The sequence below is a fragment of the Rahnella contaminans genome (assembly GCF_011065485.1).
In the GTDB taxonomy this organism is placed as follows: domain Bacteria; phylum Pseudomonadota; class Gammaproteobacteria; order Enterobacterales; family Enterobacteriaceae; genus Rahnella; species Rahnella contaminans.
The window spans coordinates 1347647-1367739 of the sequence record NZ_JAADJS010000001.1; the positions used below are offsets into that span (position 1 = coordinate 1347647).

General features: G+C 51.5%; 15 protein-coding genes. 10 read left to right on the plus strand and 5 right to left on the minus strand.

Translation table 11 applies throughout. The features are described from left to right. Positions 1 to 85: 85 nt before the first annotated feature. Complete coding sequence (gene pyrD, locus GW579_RS06045; protein ID WP_152324139.1) at positions 86 to 1096, minus strand: quinone-dependent dihydroorotate dehydrogenase; 1011 nt, start codon at positions 1094 to 1096, stop codon at positions 86 to 88. Positions 1097 to 1394: 298 nt separating this feature from the next. On the opposite strand from pyrD, the gene ssuE reads away from it, so the two are divergent. Genes ssuE through ssuB form a run of 5 tightly spaced genes read left to right on the plus strand, consistent with a single transcriptional unit; the run spans position 1395 to position 5763 of the window. Beyond that, positions 1395 to 1976 carry an NADPH-dependent FMN reductase gene (gene ssuE, locus GW579_RS06050; RefSeq protein ID WP_152324140.1) on the plus strand — a complete coding sequence of 194 codons (582 nt, stop codon included), beginning with the start codon at positions 1395 to 1397 and terminating at the stop codon, positions 1974 to 1976. Positions 1977 to 1994: 18 nt separating this feature from the next. Further along, positions 1995 to 2969, plus strand: coding sequence for a sulfonate ABC transporter substrate-binding protein (locus GW579_RS06055; RefSeq protein WP_165058076.1), 975 nt, complete (start codon positions 1995 to 1997; stop codon positions 2967 to 2969). A 57-nt stretch (positions 2970 to 3026) separates the two neighbouring features. Beyond that, positions 3027 to 4181, plus strand: coding sequence for an FMNH2-dependent alkanesulfonate monooxygenase (gene ssuD, locus GW579_RS06060; RefSeq protein ID WP_165058078.1), 1155 nt, complete (start codon positions 3027 to 3029; stop codon positions 4179 to 4181). Between the two features lie 11 nt (positions 4182 to 4192). Further along, positions 4193 to 4984 (plus strand): aliphatic sulfonate ABC transporter permease SsuC, encoded by a 792-nt coding sequence (gene ssuC / locus GW579_RS06065; protein ID WP_152324143.1) that lies wholly within the window; start codon positions 4193 to 4195, stop codon positions 4982 to 4984. Next, entirely contained in the window at positions 4981 to 5763 is a 783-nt protein-coding gene (ssuB, locus tag GW579_RS06070) for an aliphatic sulfonates ABC transporter ATP-binding protein (RefSeq protein WP_152324144.1), read from the plus strand. The genes ssuC and ssuB overlap by 4 nt, the downstream gene beginning before the upstream one ends. Before the next feature lie 79 nt (positions 5764 to 5842). Here ssuB and pepN read toward each other — a convergent pair whose 3' ends face one another. Next, complete coding sequence (pepN, locus tag GW579_RS06075) at positions 5843 to 8458, minus strand: aminopeptidase N (protein ID WP_152324145.1); 2616 nt, start codon at positions 8456 to 8458, stop codon at positions 5843 to 5845. A gap of 411 nt (positions 8459 to 8869) precedes the next feature. Here pepN and GW579_RS06080 point away from each other — a divergent pair, with 411 nt between their 5' ends. The 5 genes from GW579_RS06080 (at position 8870) to GW579_RS06100 (ending at position 16356) form a co-directional block, all read left to right on the plus strand. Continuing rightward, positions 8870 to 10282, plus strand: a complete 1413-nt coding sequence (locus tag GW579_RS06080) for an MFS transporter (protein ID WP_152324146.1) — start codon at positions 8870 to 8872, stop codon at positions 10280 to 10282. A 336-nt stretch (positions 10283 to 10618) separates the two neighbouring features. Beyond that, on the plus strand, positions 10619 to 11824 hold the full coding sequence (gene pncB / locus GW579_RS06085; protein WP_165058080.1) for a nicotinate phosphoribosyltransferase: 1206 nt from the start codon (positions 10619 to 10621) through the stop codon (positions 11822 to 11824). 284 nt (positions 11825 to 12108) lie between these two features. After that, the gene (asnS, locus tag GW579_RS06090; RefSeq protein WP_165058082.1) at positions 12109 to 13509 is read left to right on the plus strand and encodes an asparagine--tRNA ligase; all 1401 of its coding nucleotides are present in this window, start codon (positions 12109 to 12111) and stop codon (positions 13507 to 13509) included. A 300-nt stretch (positions 13510 to 13809) separates the two neighbouring features. After that, positions 13810 to 14922, plus strand: coding sequence for a porin OmpC (ompC, locus tag GW579_RS06095; protein ID WP_275858770.1), 1113 nt, complete (start codon positions 13810 to 13812; stop codon positions 14920 to 14922). Between the two features lie 243 nt (positions 14923 to 15165). Continuing rightward, positions 15166 to 16356 carry an amino acid aminotransferase gene (locus tag GW579_RS06100; protein ID WP_152324149.1) on the plus strand — a complete coding sequence of 397 codons (1191 nt, stop codon included), beginning with the start codon at positions 15166 to 15168 and terminating at the stop codon, positions 16354 to 16356. A gap of 83 nt (positions 16357 to 16439) precedes the next feature. Here the strand turns inward: GW579_RS06100 and GW579_RS06105 are convergent, their stop codons facing one another. The 3 genes from GW579_RS06105 to ldtD all read right to left on the minus strand — a co-directional run bounded on the left by GW579_RS06105 (position 16440) and on the right by ldtD (position 19719). After that, the gene (locus GW579_RS06105; protein WP_165058084.1) at positions 16440 to 17087 is read right to left on the minus strand and encodes an MBL fold metallo-hydrolase; all 648 of its coding nucleotides are present in this window, start codon (positions 17085 to 17087) and stop codon (positions 16440 to 16442) included. Positions 17088 to 17138: 51 nt separating this feature from the next. After that, positions 17139 to 17690: a peptidoglycan L,D-endopeptidase MepK gene (gene mepK / locus GW579_RS06110; RefSeq protein WP_152324151.1), complete on the minus strand. Its 552-nt coding sequence runs from the start codon at positions 17688 to 17690 to the stop codon at positions 17139 to 17141. A 178-nt stretch (positions 17691 to 17868) separates the two neighbouring features. After that, positions 17869 to 19719, minus strand: a complete 1851-nt coding sequence (gene ldtD / locus GW579_RS06115; RefSeq protein ID WP_165058086.1) for a L,D-transpeptidase — start codon at positions 19717 to 19719, stop codon at positions 17869 to 17871. Positions 19720 to 20093 lie beyond the last annotated feature (374 nt).

Genomic DNA, 20093 nt, shown 5'->3' on the forward strand with positions numbered 1-20093 from the left:
TGAGCCTGAATAATGGTCAGTGGACAAAATATAGACGAGCCGGGTTAATAAATAAACCCCTGACTCGCCTTAAGGATGAAAAATATCAGAGGTGGGTAACAATATCTTTGATCAAACCTGGTCCGCGGAAGATAAATCCGGAATAGATTTGAATTAATGATGCACCGGCTGCCATTTTTTCACGCGCTGCCGTCAGGGAATCAATGCCACCGACGCCAATAACAGGCAGACGACCTTGTAATTCATTTGACAGCATACGGATAATTTCTGTGCTGCGCAGTTGCAGCGGGCGACCGCTTAGTCCGCCTACCTGATCACAATTATTAAGGCCCTGGATCAGTTTACGATCGAGCGTCGTGTTAGTCGCAATCACACCATCCATATTATGACGCACCAGACTGTCGGCTATTTGGATCAATTCTTCCTCAGAAAGATCCGGCGCGATCTTCACAGCAACCGGCACATATTTCTGATGACGTTGCTGAAGTTCAAGCTGCTTATTTTTAATCGCCGCCAGTAAATCATCCAGCGCTTCGCCGTATTGCAGTGAACGTAATCCCGGCGTGTTTGGTGAAGAAATATTCACCGCAATATAACCCGCGTACGGATATACCTTTTCCATACAGGTCAGATAATCATCTTTACCCTGCTCGACCGGCGTATCTTTATTCTTGCCGATATTAATCCCCAGGATGCCGTCAAAATGGGATTTTTTGACGTTATTCACCAGATTATCCACGCCGTGGTTATTGAAACCCATGCGGTTAATCAGGCCTTCTGCCTCAACGATGCGGAATAAACGTGGCTTATCATTACCCGCCTGCGCGCGCGGCGTCACGGTTCCCACTTCCACAAAACCAAATCCCATTGCGCCGAGTGCATCAATACATTCGCCGTCTTTATCCAGGCCAGCAGCCAGCCCCAGCGGGTTCTTAAAGGTTAATCCCATGCAGGTCACCGGTTTGGCCGGAACGGACTGACGAATTAAAAACTCAAGTGGGGTGCCGGAGATGCGGCTTAACTGGCGGAAGGTTAACTCGTGGGCGCGTTCTGGATCGAGCTGAAACAGTGCTTTCCTGACAAAAGGATAATACATGGAGACTCCTGGATTCCCGGTGGCTAGACGGGGCGGTATTATCGACTAAGCGTCAGGCAATTGGAAACGATAACCAGCGGATTGGCACAATAATTGTTTCCGTACGCAAACGATTACTTTTTATTTACCTTAATTTTACTTTTATTCCCCCCGCGCCCGCTTCATCCCTGCTTTATCCGTTTTCAAACTATTCATAGCCAAAATTGAGATTTCCGGTGCGCAGCGTCCCCCTGTTACGTTTACTCCACTTTGTTAAAGAAAATAATGGTTCTATTACTTTTTGTTATAAGGAAGAGAGATGCGCGTTATAACAATCGCAGGCAGCCCGCGACAACCTTCACGTTCTTCCTCCCTGCTGGCGCTCAGCCATCAGTGGCTGGCAAGCCGCGGCGTCGAGGTTTTCACCTATACGATTCAGGATTTTTCCGCTGACGACCTGCTTTTCGCAAATTTCGCCAGCCCGCAGCTCAAACAGCTGACTGCTGAACTGGCAAGCGCCGATGGATTGATCGTGGCAACGCCGGTCTATAAGGCCTCGTTTTCCGGTGCACTGAAAACATTGCTGGATTTGCTGCCGGAACGCGCGCTCGACCATAAAGTTGTACTGCCGCTGGCCACCGCCGGTTCGATCGGCCACATGCTCGCCGTGGATTACGCGCTCAAACCGGTACTGGCGTCGCTCAAGGCCCAGGAAGTTTTGCAGGGCGTTTTCGCCGATGACAGCCTGATCACCGATTACCAGAGTTACCCGGCGAAGCTTGATCCCGCACTTGAAGAGCGTCTGACCGAATCGCTGGAGAACTTCTATCTGGCACTCAGCCGCCGCCGCCCGCTGGCGCCGTCAGTCGCGTCCCTTTCTGCTCAGGCATTACGCGTTTAACTTTAAAAGGAATTAACCATGCCAGCATCCTTCTCTTTATTACGCCGCCTGCCGGTTATTGCCGGGCTGCTGACCAGCCTGACGCTAAGCGGTGCGGCGCTTGCGCAGGAAAAAGATCCCGCACAGTTACGCATCGCCTACCAGAAAGGATCCGTCGGCCTGGTGCTGGCGAAATCTCATCAGTTACTGGAAAAGCGTTTCCCGGACACAAAAATCAGCTGGGTGGAATTTCCTGCAGGGCCGCAGATCCTGGAAGCACTGAACGTTGGCAGCATTGATTTGGGCGGAACCGGTGATTTGCCACCGCTGTTCGCGCAGGCCGCGGGCGCGGATTTGCTGTATATCGGTTCTGAACCGCCGAAGCCGAAAGCTGAAGTTATTCTGGTCGACAGCAACAGCCCGATTAAAACTGTCGCGGACCTGAAAGGACATAAAGTGGCTTTCCAAAAAGGCTCCAGTTCGCACAATTTACTGCTTCGTGCGCTGCAACAGGCCGGGCTGAAATTCACCGATATCCAGCCGGTTTATCTGACGCCTGCTGACGCCCGCGCGGCTTTCCAGCAGCATGACGTCGATGCCTGGGCTATCTGGGATCCGTACTACTCCGCCGCTGAAGTTCAGGGCGATGTCCGCGTCCTGACCGACGGTTCCAGGCTGCACCAGACCGGTTCTTTCTATCTGGCACCGAAAAAATATACCGAAGCGAATCCGCAATTTATCAGCGCCGTTCTGGACGTGTTAACGCAGGCGAATGCGCTGACGAAAACCGACCGTGCGCAAAGCATCACGCTGCTTTCCCAGTCGATGGGGCTGCCGGACAAAGTCGTGGCGTCTTATCTCGATCATCTGCCGGATATGCCAATCACACCGGTCAGTGCTGAAACGGAAAAACGCCAACAGCAAACCGCCGATTTGTTCTATGAAAACCATATTTTGCCAAAACCTGTTGAGATTAAAGATCGCATCTGGAAGCCCGCTGTACAGGCTAACTGATCACTCATTGAGCCGCCCGCTGAGCGGCACCCGTGACGAATTGAGAGGAAAAACAACATGAGTCTGAACGTATTTTGGTTCTTACCTACCCACGGCGATGGCCGTTATTTAGGTACTGAAGAAGGCGCGCGAGTGGTCGATCACGGCTATCTTCAGCAGATCGCACAGGCCGCCGACCGCCTGGGTTTTGGCGGTGTATTGCTGCCAACGGGCCGTTCATGTGAAGACTCATGGCTGGTGGCCGCCTCACTGATTTCGGTGACTCAGCGTCTGAAATTTCTGGTCGCGCTGCGTCCGGGGATTATTTCTCCGACGCTGGCTGCCCGTCAGGCCGCCACGCTGGACCGGCTTTCCGGCGGTCGTGCGCTGTTTAATCTGGTGACAGGCGGTGATCCCACCGAACTGGCTGCCGAAGGTTTGCACCTCAATCACAAGGAACGCTACGAAGCGTCCGCCGAATTTACCCGTATCTGGCGTCGTGTGCTGGAAGGGGAAACCGTGGATTACGAAGGCAAACATATTCAGGTGAAAGGGGCGAGCCTGATGCACCCGCCGGTTCAGTACCCCCGTCCGCCGCTGTATTTTGGCGGTTCTTCTGACGAAGCGCAGGATCTGGCCGCTGAGCAGGTTGAACTTTATCTCACCTGGGGTGAACCGCCGGCACTGGTGAAAGAAAAAATCGAGCAGGTCCGTGCGAAAGCCGCAGCGAAAGGCCGTACGGTGCGTTTCGGTATTCGTCTGCACGTGATTGTCCGCGAAACAAACGAAGAGGCCTGGCGCGCAGCCGACAAGCTGATTGCCAACGTGGATGACGAAACTATTCAGCGTGCGCAGGCCGCATTTGCGAAAACTGATTCCGTCGGTCAGCACCGCATGGCCGCCCTGCACGGCGGCGATCGCAACAAACTGGAAATCTACCCGAACCTGTGGGCAGGCATTGGTCTGGTGCGTACCGGAGCCGGCACGGCGCTGGTCGGAGACGGCCCGACCGTTGCGGCCCGCATGCAGGAATATGCCGATCTGGGCATCGATACCTTTATTTTCTCCGGTTATCCGCATCTGGAAGAAGCGTACCGCGTCAGCGAGCTGCTATTCCCGCATCTGGATCTGGCAAAACACGAAGACGATCAAACCGTGAAAAAAGCCATTTTGCCGCGCGGTGAACTTGTGGCGCACGATTTTGCGAATAAACGTGCCGCCAGCCAGCATTAAGGAGAATAAAGATGACGAGATCACAACGCTGGCTGAACCGCGCCGCGCCCTGGGTCGTTCCGGTTGTCCTGATCGGCGGCTGGCAGCTGGCGGTTGAAGCTGGCTGGTTGTCTAACCGCATACTTCCGGCACCGAGCGCGGTGGTGGAAGCCTTCTGGACACTGGCCAAAAGCGGCGATCTCTGGCAGAACCTGAAGATCAGCACCTTCCGCGCGCTGACCGGTTTTGCCATCGGCGGCAGTCTGGGTTTACTGCTCGGCTTTATCACCGGGCTTTCACGCTGGGGCGAACGTCTCCTCGACAGCTCGCTCCAGATGCTGCGTAACATTCCGCATCTGGCCCTGATCCCGCTGGTGATTTTGTGGTTCGGCATCGATGAATCCGCCAAGATTTTCCTGGTGGCGCTGGGCACGCTGTTTCCGATTTATCTCAATACTTATCACGGCATCCGCAACATTGACCGTGGCCTGCTGGAGATGTCGCGCAGCTACGGTTTATCCGGTTTCCCGCTGTTTATTCAGGTGGTTTTACCGGGCGCGCTGCCGTCGATTATGGTCGGCGTTCGTTTTGCGCTGGGCTTTATGTGGCTGACGCTGATCGTCGCGGAAACCATTTCGGCTAATTCAGGCATCGGGTATCTGGCGATGAACGCCCGCGAGTTTTTACAAACTGACGTCGTGGTTGTGGCCATTGTGTTGTACGCCATCCTCGGCAAACTGGCCGATGTGCTGGCCCGCCAGCTGGAAAGTGTCTGGCTACGCTGGCACCCGGCCTATCAGAAAAAACAAGGAGACGCCGCATGAGCGCACCTGCACGTATCGGGCAAGGCACGCCGGTCACCTTATCCGGCATCACGAAAAAATACGGCAACCGCGCCGTACTGAATGATATCAATCTGCGTATTCCACCCGGCCAGTTTGTGGCGGTTGTTGGCCGCAGCGGTTGCGGGAAAAGTACCCTGCTGCGCCTGCTCGCAGGGCTGGAAAAAACCACGCAAGGCGAGCTGCTCAGCGCCAGTGCGCCGTTGAGTGAAGTTCGGGAAGATACACGGTTGATGTTTCAGGATGACCGCCTGCTGCCGTGGAAAAAGGTGATTGATAACGTCGGGCTGGGTTTGAAAGGTCAATGGCGTGAAGCCGCGCGGGCAGCGCTGGAAGAAGTCGGGCTGGCCGACCGCGCCGACGAATGGCCTTCGGCGTTATCCGGCGGACAAAAGCAACGCGTGGCGCTGGCACGGGCGCTGATCCACCGCCCCCGTTTGCTTTTGCTGGACGAACCGCTGGGTGCGCTCGATGCGCTGACGCGTATTGAAATGCAAAGCCTGATAGAACGTTTATGGCAGCAGCATGATTTCACCGTTTTACTGGTGACACATGATGTCAGCGAAGCAGTCACGGTCGCGGATCGCGTGATCCTTATCGACCAGGGGCAAATTGGCATGGATTTAACCATTGATTTGCCACGCCCGCGCCGCAAAGGATCTGCCCGTCTGGCTGAGCTGGAAGCGGAAGTGCTGGAACGCGTGCTGACGCCACAGCCTGCGCAGAACGTTCCGCAGGAAGCGAAACGCGCGCAGAGTTGACGGAAAGTCCCGTCATCTCAACATGTAAAAAGGGCGATGTTTCCATCGCCCTTTTGCCTTACTGCGTTTCTGCGGTTAGTTACGCATCTAACGCTTTGGTGATTTTCTCGAACAAATCACCGGACAGATTTTCCAGCCCTTTCAGCTGTTCCAGTGCCTTACGCATCTGCGACTGACGGCCAGCATCATAACGTTTCAGACGGATCAGCGGCTCAATCATACGCGCGGCAACCTGCGGGTTACGCGTGTTCAGATCGGTCAGCATTTCGGTCAGGAACTGATAACCGCTGCCATCTGCGGCGTGGAATGCAGAAGGGTTAGCCGACGCGAACGCACCAATCAGTGAACGGACGCGGTTCGGGTTGCCCATGCTGAATGAACGGTGGTTGAGCAGTGAACGTACTTTCTGCAACACATCTGCCGCCGGGCTGGTCGCCTGCTGGATAAACCATTTATCCATAACCAGGCCATCGTGATGCCAGCGCTCGTCGTAAGCGGCCAGCAGCGTTTCGCGACAAGGCAATTGCGCGGACACGGCGGCGGCCATTGCGGCCAGTGAGTCGGTCATGTTATCGGCCTGCTCAAACTGGGTTTTAACCTGCTGATCAGCCAGAGTAACATCCGCAAAAGCCAGATAATGCAGGCAGGTATTACGCAGTGAACGTTTACCGATATCTTCATGCACAACACGATACGCAGGCAGACGATTGGCGTTATAAACCGCCAGGAATTCATCGGCCATTTCCGTTGCCAGGCAGCGGGTAATGGCATCGTGAACGGCGCTGATGGCTTCCGGATCGATGATCTCAAACAGTTCTGCAATTTCGTTTTCAGACGGAAGGGTCAGGATCTGCGCCGCCAGTGCCGGATCGATATTTTCATCCAGCAGTACCGCACGGAACGCATCCGCCACATGCAGCGGCAGAGACAGAGGCTGTTTCTGCTGATGACGTGCCACGTTCAGTTTGATGTAAATCGCCAGCAGGCTTTGCGCCGCATCCCAGCGGGCGAAATCGTTACGCGCGTACTTCATCAGGAAAGTCAGCTGATGATCGCCCCACTTGTAATCGAGTTTCACCGGCGCGGAGAATTCACGTAATAAAGAAGGCACCGGCGGGTATTCCACATCGTCAAAGATAAAGGTCTGCGCGGCTTCGGTCACATTCAGCACGTTGCTGACCGTCTGACCGTTTTGTTTCAGCGCAATCACGTTGCCCTGCGGATCGTAGAGTTCGATATCCAGCGGAATATGCAGTGGCAGCTTTTCAGTCTGATCAGGCGTTGGCGGGGTTTTCTGGCTGACGGTCAGGGTGTATTGCTGTTTTTCCACGTCGTAGTCGTCGCGCACGGTCAGCACCGGCGTGCCGGACTGACTGTACCAGCGGCGGAATAGCGACAGGTCAACATTCGAGGCATCTTCCATCGCCTGCACGAAATCGTCGCAAGTCGCAGCGCTGCCGTCGTGGCGCTCGAAATAAAGCTGCATACCGGCCTGGAATTTCTCTTCGCCCAGCAGGGTGTGCAGCATGCGGATAACTTCAGAACCCTTCTCATACACAGTCAGCGTATAGAAGTTATTCATTTCGATAACTTTTTCTGGACGAATAGGATGCGCCATCGGGCTGGCATCTTCAGAGAACTGCGCGCCACGCATCACACGGACGTTATCGATGCGGTTGACGGAACGGGAGCCCAGATCAGAGCTAAATTCCTGATCGCGGAAAACAGTCAGGCCTTCTTTCAGGCTCAGCTGGAACCAGTCGCGGCAGGTCACGCGGTTACCGGTCCAGTTGTGGAAGTATTCGTGGCCGATCACCGCTTCGATACCGAGGTAATCTTTGTCGGTCGCGGTTTCGGCTTTTGCCAGCACGTATTTGGAGTTAAAGACGTTCAGGCCTTTGTTTTCCATTGCGCCCATGTTGAAGAAATCAACGGCAACAATCATGAAGATGTCGAGATCGTATTCGAGATTGAAGCGGGTCTCGTCCCATTTCATCGACTGTTTCAGGGATTCCATTGCCCAACCCGCGCGATCCAGATTGCCGCGGTCAACGAACAGCTCCAGCGCCACATCGCGGCCTGAACGGGTTTTGAAAGAATCACGCAGAACGTCGAAATCACCAGCAACCAGCGCAAACAGGTAGCAAGGTTTCGGGAACGGATCTTCCCATTTTATCCAGTGTTTGCCACCTTCCAGCTCCCCCTGATCAATCCGGTTACCATTGGACAGCAGATAAGGATAGCGGGCTTTGTCAGCTACAATTCGGGTGGTGAAGCGCGCCAGAACATCCGGGCGATCCAGATAATAGGTAATGTGGCGGAAACCTTCGGCTTCACACTGAGTACACAGCGCTTCCCCGGAAAGATACAGCCCTTCCAGCGCGGTGTTTTTCGCCGGGTGAATTTCGTTAACAATCGCCAGTTCGAACGCTTCAGGCAGGCCAGTGATTTCCAGCGCGCCTTCTTTTAACTGATATTGAGGCCAGTCCTGACCGTTAATTTTCAGGCTGATAAGCGTCAGATCTTCCCCGTTGAGCACCAGCGGAGCGCCTTCTGCACCCTGTCGTTTAATCTGGCTGACGGCGGTCACAAGGGTCTTCTGTGCATCAAGCTCGAAATTCAGGTCGATATCCGTGATGGTGTAGTCCGGCGCACGATAGTCGTGGCGAAACTTGGCTTGTGGCAGTTGAGTCATAAAAAACCTTTTGGCGTTTTCATTGTTTAGGGTGATGACGATTCATGGCATTGAAGCGGGCGCTTTTTGTCAGCAAATCGCTGCGCAGAGCCCTGCCGGCCTTCATACTTTTCTCTCTAAACTCTAACACAGGCACCAGAAAATCCCAGATTGTTGCCAGTTTGTGAGTGCGTATGCGCACCTTTCAACCAAAACACAGAAATTTGTCTTAAAAGGCCTTTCTCGGGCTTAAAAATGGAAGTCCGATCCCCGTCACATTCTTCACTGATAAAACTGTACTTTTCAAAACGCACTTTTGCGCAGTTTTTTATGCTCTATTTTCTTATTCGTTACATAAATTCAATATTTAAATCCGATCAGGAGTCATTAGCATGATCATGAATACGATGAATCACTGAGGCTAATAATAAAATGAGTGACACCTGCGCCCCCGACCAGGGGATAACAAATCAAAAAACATTAAATAACAAGACATTATCAGCCAGAATTGACTCGCTTCCCGCTTCCGCCGGGCTATGGCGTTTTATTATTTTGCTCTCGCTGGGTGGATTCTTCGAACTCTACGACCTTTTCCAGACGGGATACATTAGTTCGGGTTTGATCGCAGAAAACATATTTCATATTGGCAGCGCCGGTGTACTCGGTATTTCCGATCAGGCCGCCTTCGCATCTTCCACATTTTTGGGCCTTTTTCTCGGCGCGAGCATGCTGGCCCCTAACGCTGACCGGTTTGGCCGCCGCATGACATTTATGTTTGCGCTGGCGTGGTATGGCTGTTTTTCATTACTGATGGCGTTCCAGAACAGCGCGGAGGGGATCATTCTTTGCCGCTTTCTGGTCGGGATTGGCCTGGGACTGGAGCTGGTAACGATTGATACCTATCTGACCGAATGGGTTCCCAGTCATCTGCGAAGCCGCGCCTTTGCGTTTGCTTTCTTTATACAGTTCCTCTCGGTTCCGGCCGTCGCCCTGATGTCCTGGTGGCTGGTTCCGCAGACTTTCTTCGGCCTCACGGGCTGGCGTTACGTAGTAATCGCCGGGGCGCTGTGTTCACTGATTATCTGGTTTGTGCGTAAAAACCTGCCTGAATCCGCCCGGTGGCTGGCACAGCAGGGAAGAAACGAAGAGGCGCACAATGTCGTATCGGCGATGGAAAAACGCTGCGGCGTGGCCGAAAGCCCGGCATATGTCGCGCCTGAACAGGCCAGCGGATTACCGCGAAAAGGCACGTTCAGGGAAATTTGGTCATTTCAATACCGCAAACGCACGCTGATGCTGACGGTAATGAACTTCTTCCAGGCCATCGGTTTCTTTGGTTTTGGCAACTGGCTGCCCGCCCTGCTTTCCGGCAAAGGCACTACAGTGACCCACAGTTTGCTTTACGCCTTCTTTATTACACTGGCGTATCCGCTGGGTTCTCTGATTTGCAGCCGTTATGCCGACAAGATCGAAAACAAATGGCAAATCGTCCTTTCTTCCCTGATGACGGTAATTTTCGGCACCCTCTTCGCGTTTCAGACTCATCCGGTCATGCTGGTCATTTGTGGTTTCCTGATCACCTATTCCAACGCATGGCTGACATTCAGTTATCACGCGTATCAGACCGAGGTATTTCCGACACACATCCGCGCCCGTGCGGTGGGTTTCTGTTATTCCTTCAGCCGTTTGTCGACCGTCTTTAGCAGTATTTTGATCGGCCTGATCCTGCAATATGCCGGAACGCAGGGCGTGATTGCGTTCATCGTCCTCAGTATGATTATCGTGATGCTGGTGATCGGGATTTTTGGCCCTAAGACGCGGGGGATTAATCTGGAAAACATCTGATCGTTTACTATCGTGAACAAACGAAGCGGAATGAACACACAAAAATCGGGGTAAAATCGCCCCGATTTTTCTTTTCTGAATGTCAGGTTGATTAAATTTATGTAATCAATTTGTGCTTTTTTTAATCCGGAAGATCGCCTGTTTGCCCATATTCCCTATGTTTGAGCACAATTAAGCCTCGACCATTTGCAGACAATTATGATGTGATGAGGGTTCTTTAACAGGATAATACGGTATACTTCACAGACTTTGCTGTTTTATCCAGAACGTTTTTTTTACGGAACGGTTGTTTGTGTTCAAACACTCAGTTTCTGACGAGGATGCTGTAAGCGCGCTATGACTCCATACGCCTCCCCGATTTTGACTTCGCTGTTAGATACCGATGCCTACAAGCTTCATATGCAGCAAGCGGTTTACCATCGCTATCGCAATATTAACGTCGTGGCTGAGTTCCGTTGCCGCGGTGATGAACTTCTGGGCGAATACGCCGGCGAAATTCGTCAGCAGATCCAGAAAATGAGCCAACTGGCGCTGACCGACGACGAATTCACCTATCTTTCCGGGTTGCCCTTCTTCACCCGGGATTATCTCAACTGGCTGAAAACGTTCCGCTACAATCCTGAACATGTCACCGTTTCCGATCACAACGGGCATTTGCACGTGCGCATTGAAGGGCCGTGGCGTGAAGTGATTATGTGGGAAGTGCCGCTGCTGGCTGTCATCAGTGAAGTTGTGCACCGTCAGCGCTCGCCGGATATTACCGCGCAAATGGCGGTCGATCAGCTGCGTAAAAATCTCGCCAGTTTCAAAGAACAGGCTGCTGACATTGATCTTTCCGCTTTTCGGCTGATGGATTTCGGCACGCGTCGCCGTTTCTCCGGTGAAGTTCAGGAAGCGATTGTCACCACGCTGAAAAACGAATTCCCTTATCTGGTCGGCACCAGCAACTACGATTTAGCCCATAAATTGCAGCTGACGCCGGTTGGAACACAGGCGCACGAGTGGTTCCAGGCACATCAGCAAATCAGCCCGGTTCTGGCGAACAGCCAGCGCGCGGCCTTACAAGCCTGGCTTGACGAATATCCCGATCAGCTGGGCATTGCCCTCACGGACTGCATCACCATGGATGCTTTCCTGCGTGATTTCGGAACAAAATTCGCCAACGCTTATCAGGGACTGCGTCATGACTCCGGGGCTCCGGTTGAATGGGGTGAAAAAGCGATTGCACATTACCAGGCGCTCGGAATCGACCCGATGACCAAAACGCTGGTGTTTTCCGACAATCTGGACCTGGATAAAGCGCTGCATTTGTACCGGCATTTCCATCAGCGGGTGAATCTGGTCTTTGGTATCGGCACACGCCTGACCTGTAATATCCCGCACGTCAAACCGCTGAACATCGTGATCAAACTGGTTCAGTGCAATGGCAAACCGGTAGCAAAACTTTCTGACAGCCCGGGAAAAACCATCTGCCAGGATAAAGCGTTTGTAAAAGCGTTGCGTAAGGCATTCGATCTGCCGCTGGTTAAGAAAGCATCCTAAGACATAAATACTGTGCCGGAAAAATGAACGCCGGCACAGTGATGTATTTTTCCCCGTAATAATGCCTCGCATTCTCTTCCTTTATATAGCTACGATTTAATTCGTTCGGCTTTCATTCGTTCGGTTAATAATTTCAGCCAATCCATCCTTCTGCCTGTGAATTCTTGGCTGACGATGACGATTTCTGCTTGTGTCCTGAGAAAGGCTAAGTAACATAGCAAAATCCCTTTTTACAGGGTGTCCAATATTTCTTAGTCAACATATATAAAGAAAGAGAGAAATCTATGAGCGTTGTGCCTGTAGTCGACGTACTGCAAGGCCGTGCTGCGGTTGACAGTGAAGTCACCGTACGCGGTTGGGTACGTACCCGGAGAGATTCTAAAGCTGGTATCTCATTCGTCGCCGTTTATGACGGCTCCTGCTTTAATCCATTACAGGCCGTCGTCAATAATTCTCTGCCCAATTATCAGGAAGACGTTCTGCGCCTGACGACCGGTTGCTCAGTAGAAGTGACGGGTACCGTTGTGGCTTCACCTGGCGAAGGCCAGAGTTTCGAGCTGCAGGCAACTGCCGTTAAGGTCGTGGGTTGGGTGGATGATCCTGATACTTATCCGATGGCGGCAAAACGCCACAGCATCGAATATTTACGCGAAGTAGCTCATCTGCGTCCGCGCACAAACCTGATTGGTGCGGTTGCACGCGTGCGTAACACCCTGTCTCAGGCGATTCACCGTTTCTATCACGAAAACGGCTACTTCTGGGTATCAACCCCGCTGATCACTGCTTCTGATACTGAAGGCGCAGGCGAGATGTTCCGCGTTTCCACGCTGGATCTGCAAAACCTGCCGCGTACCGACAAAGGCGAAATAGATTTCAGCGAAGACTTCTTCGGTAAAGAATCTTTCCTGACCGTGTCCGGCCAGCTGAACGGTGAAGCCTATGCCTGCGCGCTGTCCAAGGTTTACACCTTCGGCCCGACATTCCGTGCAGAAAACTCCAACACCAGCCGCCACCTGGCTGAGTTCTGGATGGTGGAACCTGAAATTGCTTTTGCAACGCTGAACGATATCGCGTCACTGGCTGAAAACATGCTGAAGTATGTTTTCCAGGCCGTTCTGAACGAACGTTCAGACGATATGGCCTTTTTCGCAGAACGCGTAGACAAAGATGCTGTTGCACGCCTGGAGCGTTTTGTAACCTCCGATTTCGCGCAGGTGGATTACACCGATGCAGTAGAAATCCTAATGAATTGCGGTCAGAAATTCGAAAACCCGGTTTCCTGGGGTGTGGATCTTTCATCCGAACACGAACGCTATCTTGCTGAGCAGCATTTTAAAGCGCCGGTCGTTGTGAAAAATTATCCTAAAGATATCAAATCTTTCTATATGCGCCTGAACGACGACGGCAAGACAGTTGCCGCGATGGATGTTCTGGCACCGGGCATTGGTGAGATTATCGGGGGTTCACAGCGTGAGGAACGTCTGGATGTTCTGGACGCCCGTATGGCTGAGATGGGTCTGAAACAGGAAGATTATTGGTGGTATCGCGATCTTCGTCGTTACGGCACCGTGCCACACTCTGGCTTCGGGTTAGGTTTTGAGCGTTTAGTTGCTTATGTGACCGGCGTCCAAAACGTGCGTGATGTGATCCCGTTCCCTCGCACACCACGTAATGCAACCTTCTAATTAAGTAACGTATTTTAATTTTACAAAATTGCCACAATTCAGAGGTCAGCTTAGCTGGCCTTTGTCATTTTTAAAGATAGATCCCTGTCACAAAGTTCCGTAAAATACACATTTTGAAATACATTTTTTCTAACTGAAACATATTTAGTAATTTAGTAGCATTTTCGCTATGGATTAAGCGAACCTCGGATGGAATAGTGCGTTCAGACACAGGAGACACCAAACTTTCATGAATAGTTCCGTAAAGAATTATTCACGGCAGTGGCAGGTGTCCGAATAAAACCAATGAGGGTAATAATAATGATGAAGCGCAACATTCTTGCAGTGGTAATCCCAGCTCTGTTAGTTGCTGGTGCAGCTAATGCAGCAGAGATCTATAACAAAGACGGCAACAAACTGGACCTGTACGGTAAAGTTGATGCACGTCACACCTTCTCTGACAACGCTGGCGATGACGGCGACCAGACTTATGTTCGTTTCGGCTTTAAAGGCGAAACTCAAATTACTGACCAACTGACCGGTTACGGCCAGTGGGAATACAACGTTCAGGCTAACCACGCAGAAAGCGCTGGCGACGAAGGCAACAAAACTCGTCTGGGCTTCGCAGGTCTGAAATTCGGTGATGCTGGTTCATTCGACTACGGTCGTAACTACGGCGTGATCTACGACGTAATGTCCTACACCGACCAATTGCCAATCTATGGCGATGACACCATGTACCAGAACAACGACAACTTCATGGTTGGTCGTGCAAATGGTCTGGCTACTTACCGTAACAGCAACTTCTTCGGTCTGGTTGATGGCCTGAGCTTCGCTGTACAGTACCAGGGTAAAAACGACGAAGGTCGTGACAGCCGTGGTGCAGTTGATTCCAATGGCGACGGCTGGGGTACTTCTGCAGCTTACGCAATCGGCAACTCTGGTGTTAGCATCACTGGTGCTTACTTCTCTTCTAACCGTACTACTCTGCAGAAAGAAGATGGTACTGGTGACAAAGCTGACGCATATGCATTCGGCGCTAAATACGATGCTAACAACCTGTACCTGGCAACCTTCTACGGTGAATCACGCAACACCACCGATTACGGTAACCCAGACGCGATTGCTAACAAAACTCAGAACTTCGAAGTTGTAGCTCAATACCAGTTCGATTTCGGTCTGCGCCCATCTATCGCATACCTGCAGTCTAAAGGTAAGAACCTGAATGGTTTCACCAACAACGGTTCTACCTACGCTGGCGGCGATGCTGACCTGGTTAAATACGTAGAAGTTGGTACTTACTACTACTTCAACAAAAACATGTCTACCTACGTTGACTACAAAATCAACCTGCTGGATGACAACAGCTACACCAAAGCAGCCGGTCGCAGCACAGACGACATCGTTGGTGTTGGTCTGCAATACCAGTTCTAATATCGCTTAACGATGCGCTTTCGGGCGCATCAAAGTGGATATCAAGGCAGGGCTTCGGCTCTGCCTTTTGCTTTTTTAGCATTTGCCTGAAAAGAGCTTTGCCACCCTATCTCATAAATTATTTTAATCTCGTACGTGTTCTCACAACTCTGCTTTCTTTTTACCGCAAACGGTTGGCAAATAAGGTCTCCGGCGTTACCCTGATGCCCTCTTTCGCAATATCAGGCTATGGAAGTTTCCAACATGTTTGAAAAAATCACTGCAGCACCTGCCGACCCGATTCTGGGTCTTTCCGATCTTTTCCGCGCGGACGACCGCTCAAATAAAATCAATCTGGGGATTGGTGTTTATAAAGATGAAACCGGTAAAACACCGGTTCTGGCCAGTGTGAAGAAAGCTGAACAATTCCTGTTGGAAAATGAAACGACAAAAACCTATCTGAGCATTGACGGGTTACCTGATTTTGCACGCTGTACGCAGGAATTGCTGTTTGGCAAAAACAACGCTGTGATTGCCGACAAACGTGCCCGCACCGCACAAACTCCGGGCGGAACCGGCGCATTACGTATTGCAGCCGATTTTATCGCCACCCAGACCAGCGCAAGACGCGTTTGGGTCAGCAATCCAAGCTGGCCAAACCATAAAGGCGTTTTCTCTGCTTCCGGTCTGGAAGTAGCAGAATACAATTATTACGACGCCGCGAATCACAGCCTCGATTTTGACGGCATGCTGAAAAGCCTGAGCAACGCACAAGCTGGCGACGTGGTGTTATTCCATGGTTGCTGCCACAACCCGACAGGCATTGATCCGACGGCTGAACAGTGGGCCCAACTGGCAGAATTGTCTGTCGCCAATGGCTGGTTGCCGCTGTTTGATTTCGCTTATCAGGGCTTTGCCAAAGGTCTGGAAGAAGACGCTGCCGGCTTGCGCCTGTTTGTGGCTAATCATAAAGAATTGCTGGTTGCGAGCTCTTACTCGAAAAACTTCGGGCTATACAATGAGCGCGTGGGTGCCTGTACGCTGGTGGCGGCTGATGCTGAAACCGCAGACCGCGCATTCAGCCAGGTGAAATCCGTGATCCGTGCAAACTACTCTAACCCACCCGCTCACGGCGCTGCCGTTGTTGCCACTATTCTGGGTAACGAGGCACTCCGCACGCTGTGGGAGCAGGAACTGAGCGATATGCGTCAGCGTATTCACCGCATGCGTCAGCTGTTTGTCAGCACGTTACAGGAAAAAGGCGCGCAGCAGGATTTCAGCTTCATTATCAATCAGAACGGGATGTTCTCATTCAGCGGCCTGACCAAAGATCAGGTGCTGCGTCTGCGTGATGAATTCGGCGTTTACGCAGTGAACTCTGGCCGTATCAACGTAGCCGGTATTACGCTCGAAAACATGGCACCGTTGTGTGAAGCCATTGTCGCCGTGCTGTAAGGATTCGGCGTTCTGAATTCCATTAAAAAGCCCGTCTGGAAACTGACGGGCTTTTGTATTGGTATTCTGTTGGCCAAAAACGTTTACCAGACCGGCATTTCATCCTGCAGGAAGGGGTTGGTTTTACGTTCATAGCCAAAATCGGACATTGGTCCATGACCCGGAATAAAGACAATATCATCACCCAACGGCAATAATTTTGTTTTAATTGAGTGAATCAGCGCCTGATGATCTCCACGCGGGAAGTCACTGCGCCCTACTCCGCCTTTAAAAATCACATCACCTGAAACTGCCAGGCGCGTTTTATCATTGATAAAAACAATGTGTCCCGGCGTATGTCCCGGGCAATGGAGCACAGAGAGTATTTCCTCGCCCACGCTCACGGTATCCCCTTCTTCCAGCCAGGTATCTGGCGTCAGCGGGTCACAATGATCAAGGCCGAACATCTGGCTTTGCGTTGGCAACGCATCGAGCAGGAACTGATCTTCCTTTTGTGGCCCGATGATCGGCACCTGATAATGGGCAGCCAGTTCAGCTGCGGCACCGACGTGGTCAAGATGGCCGTGTGTCAGCAAAATTTGCGTAACCAGCACACCTTTATCGGATACTTCGCGGATAATTTTTGCTGCTTCTCCGCCCGGATCGACAAGCGCGGCCTGATTCGTTTTTGTACACCAAATCAGTGAGCAATTCTGGCTGAACGCCGTGACAGTAATAAGATGGAATTTCATAGGGCTCCACAAAATGGCCTGTCCGTTTGGGCAGGCCATTAATTACGCACACTACCAGGTTCGTGCTGGTCCGGTATCAATGTGCACAAAGTTACTTCGTGGATAATATCCTACACCACCCATCCGCATTTTTAATGCTGCTTTGCGGATATTGCTCAGTTCGATGCCCTGAATATGGAAATCCATGGCCTGCCCGAGCGTGTGGTAACTGTGTTTTGCTACGCCGCTCCCCGGTTCACGCATACTGTTATTGGTCGCCAGAGAACGGTAGCCGGAAATTAACTGAACCGGTTTATTCGTTCCGCCGAGCATAACCTGCAAACGATAGAGGTGATCGAAAAGCGCGGGATCGATGCTTTTTATTTTTTCCGCACGATAGTCCCTGAACAGATGATTCAACCGGGCCAACTCATCCTTGTTATAACGCTTTCCATCGAAAAACTCAGTTTTGAGGGTTTCGCCGGTATTCAGATTGTTAACCACTAAAATACGCGGACGAGGTGTGGAAAGAGTGGCGAATGCACGACCCGGAAGCAATGCAATCCCCATAGCGGCACTGCCTAATGCCAGCCATTTACGGCGATGTTTGTCGATTTCATTCATGAACAGTTTACTATCCGGTAAGAGAGTCAAAAATAAGCCCCATTCGGAACCGTTTTGAACCTTAACCGCCAAATTTCTGCGAGTCAAGGGACCCTGCAAAGCAAAACGAGCGCGCCAGTGGCTCACGCTCGTTGTCAGGCCAAGTATTCAGACCCTTATCAGATTAGTTTTACTGCATTTATTGGAGCAATATTTCCGCCTGAGGCAAAATTTGTGCACCTGATCTCACAGTCGCATCGTAATTGTAAATATCTGTACGGAATTGCGGCTTACCGTCGTCAGCCACCCAGGCCGTCAGATAGAACAGTTTTACCGGTATGTGATGACGGATCGCTACATACGTCGTATTACCGCCCTGAAGCGCTGAAGAAATTCGGGTATCGTTCCAGCCCGCATCTTGCAACAACATATTGGCCAGTTCCGACGCTTTGTTTACACGCACGCACCCTGAACTCAGCGCACGAATGTCTTTGCTGAACAGGTTGTGGTTAGGCGTATCATGCAGATAAATAGCATCTGAACTCGGCATATTGAATTTATACCGGCCAAGGGAATTGCTCGCGCCTGGTGCCTGACGGATGCGATACGGGAAATGACTTGGCGAAACCATCGCCCAGTCAATCATCGACGGATCAATCACTTCCGCATCATTGCTCCAGCCGGACAACACCTGATAACCGTGCTGCTGGAAGTACGATGGGTTGTTCATGGCCTTAGGCACAATGTCTTCACGCACTAAGGTCGTCGGCACGTTCCATGGCGGGTTGACCACGACATTATTCAGCGCGCTGCTCATTAAAGGCGTTTTGCGGCTCGGACGCCCGACAATGACCCGCGAGGATAAAACTTCGCTGCCGTTGAGATAATATGTGAGCTGGTAGTTGGGAATATTCACCATAATGCCCGTATTCACATTGCCCGGAAGAATACGTAAACGTTGAATGTTTAGAGCCAGCAATGTGGCGCGCAATTGCGGAGATGCATTCAGCCATTGGCGCGTGCGTCCGCCAATAATACCGTCAGCTTCTAACCCCTGCCATTTCTGGAAGCGCTTAACGGCTTCGACCAGATCCGGTGTGTACTGATTATTCGACACAGCAACCGGCGCGGCCGGAGCCGGTGTATCACCGGCCTGAACCGTCGGCAATACATCCTGAACCGAAGTCGCAGAAGGACTGACCGCCGGTGTCGCTGGCTGAGATTTATCGGCGGTCTCATCGACAGACAAATCGTCATTCGACGCACTTCCCGGTACATTAGGCGCAATAGTTTCATCGGTCGGTTTCGGCGATTTAGCCTCTTCCGGTAACGCCACCATCATCCCCGTCCGGGTCAGTATTTCACGCAGAGCAGGCACGTCATCGCTGATTTGGTCGGGACGTAAACTCGCAGCGCCAGTCATCACCGGCCACGGACGATTGTCTGTTAGCATCAGCTTCAGGGCATCGTGCATTTTAGCGTAATAAGGATGCTGTGGCGTCAGCGTTGACAGATACCGCGCCGTGTCACTTTGACGTACAGCCAGTTGCCACTGGTTAATCACCGTGAGCGGCGGCGTAGTCATTTTATATGGCACGTTGCTGTAAAGCCATTTGTCGCCATTGGCTTCGACGCTGCTGGTAAATTGCAAATACCCCAGCATTGCATCGGACAACACAACATCGCGTGCCATTCCCTTAACCTCAGGATCCGTCAGCCATTTAACCCATTGGGTAAACTGCGGCTGAATGCCTGAAATCGCCAGCTCAGCTAATTGCTGCTGGAAAATCTGGATGGATCCTCTGTCATTCCACATCGGCTGCATATGATTGGCAGCGTAAAGTGAGGACAAAGACGATAAATACAACGGACGAATGCCACGCGGCGCCAGTTCTGCCTGCAACTGACTCATGCTCTGAACGCTGGATAGCGTAGTTTTTCCTACCGGCATAGTGGGTACTGCGGCCCAGGTAGAAAACCATGGCGACAGACCGCTTGCCAGCAGACAGCTGGCGACTAAAAACCTGAGAGACCTTTGATTCATTAACATTTTCCCTTGCCTCCCGATAAATTGCCCAATTTGATCCCCAAAATTAAGCCAGCAGCTCTTAGATTAAGTATATAAAGAGAATTCTTTTTTTGCGTAGGAACTCAATGCAATAGAGTCCGTATCTCACGTAAAGACTCTAAGCCAGCCGTCAGCCGAAATAAAGACTTCATTGTGCACTTTCCATTCTGCGGCAAAGCATTAGCTCACTATTCATCCAGGTATTTGAAAATGTCTTAATAGTTATTTATGGACAAGACATATTCTTAAGAAAGTATCAGAGAAATGAATAAGTAATATTCTGAGGGTAAATCAATATTTAAGGAAAACAGTATGAAGAAAATAAGGAGCCGCAAACAATAAAAAACGCCCCGGTA